Raw genomic sequence first — 1289 nt, 5'->3', positions numbered from 1 at the left:
TGTCTCGTGACTGCGTGCCTTTTGAAGAATGAGCCTGCGAGTTTGCGGTGTGTAGCGAGGTTAACCCGTGTGGGGTAGCCGTAGCGAAAGCGAGTCCGAATAGGGCGTCTGAGTTGCATGCCCAAGACCCGAAGCGGAGTGATCTAGCCATGGGCAGGTTGAAGCGGAGGTAAGACTTCGTGGAGGACCGAACCCACCAGGGTTGAAAACCTGGGGGATGACCTGTGGTTAGGGGTGAAAGGCCAATCAAACTCCGTGATAGCTGGTTCTCCCCGAAATGCATTTAGGTGCAGCGTCACGTGTTTCTTGCCGGAGGTAGAGCACTGGATAGGCGATGGGCCTCACCGGGTTACTGACCTTAGCCAAACTCCGAATGCCGGTAAGTGAGAGCGTGGCAGTGAGACTGTGGGGGATAAGCTCCATGGTCGAGAGGGAAACAGCCCAGAACACCGACTAAGGTCCCTAAGCGTGTGCTAAGTGGGAAAGGATGTGGAGTCGCACAGACAACCAGGAGGTTGGCTTAGAAGCAGCCATCCTTGAAAGAGTGCGTAATAGCTCACTGGTCAAGTGATTCCGCGCCGACAATGTAGCGGGGCTCAAGCACACCACCGAAGTCGTGTCATTGCAGCAATACCTCCAACGGGGGCTGTGATGGGTAGGGGAGCGTCGTGTGCCGGGTGAAGCAGCGGAGGAATCCAGTTGTGGACGGTTCACGAGTGAGAATGCAGGCATGAGTAGCGATACAAGAGTGGGAAACTCTTGCGCCGATTGACCAAGGGTTCCTGGGTCAAGCTGATCTGCCCAGGGTAAGTCGGGACCTAAGGCGAGGCCGACAGGCGTAGTCGATGGACAACGGGTTGATATTCCCGTACCCGCTTTGAAGCGCCAACGTCGAACCTCTGAATGCTAAAGCCGTGAAGCCGGCCCGGAGTCTTCGGACGATGGGACGTGGTGGAGCCGCTGACCCAACAGGGTAGTAGGTGAGCGATGGGGTGACGCAGGAAGGTAGTCCAGCCCGGGCGGTGGTTGTCCCGGGGTAAGGGTGTAGGCCGAGTGATAGGCAAATCCGTCACTCATTAAGGCTGAGACCTGATGCCGAGCCGATTGTGGTGAAGTGGATGATCCTATGCTGTCGAGAAAAGCCTCTAGCGAGTTTCATGGCGGCCCGTACCCCAAACCGACTCAGGTGGTCAGGTAGAGAATACCGAGGCGTTCGGGTGAACTATGGTTAAGGAACTCGGCAAAATGCCCCCGTAACTTCGGGAGAAGGGGGGCCACACCTGGTGATG

General features: G+C 56.9%; 1 rRNA gene. It reads left to right on the top strand.

From position 1 onward, the window contains the following. Positions 1–1289, top strand: a 23S ribosomal RNA gene (locus tag P3T37_RS36970); the annotation flags it as partial.

The sequence above is a fragment of the Kitasatospora sp. MAA4 genome (assembly GCF_029893355.1).
GTDB lineage: Bacteria > Actinomycetota > Actinomycetes > Streptomycetales > Streptomycetaceae > Kitasatospora.
This window is presented reverse-complemented; position numbering and strand designations above follow the sequence as displayed.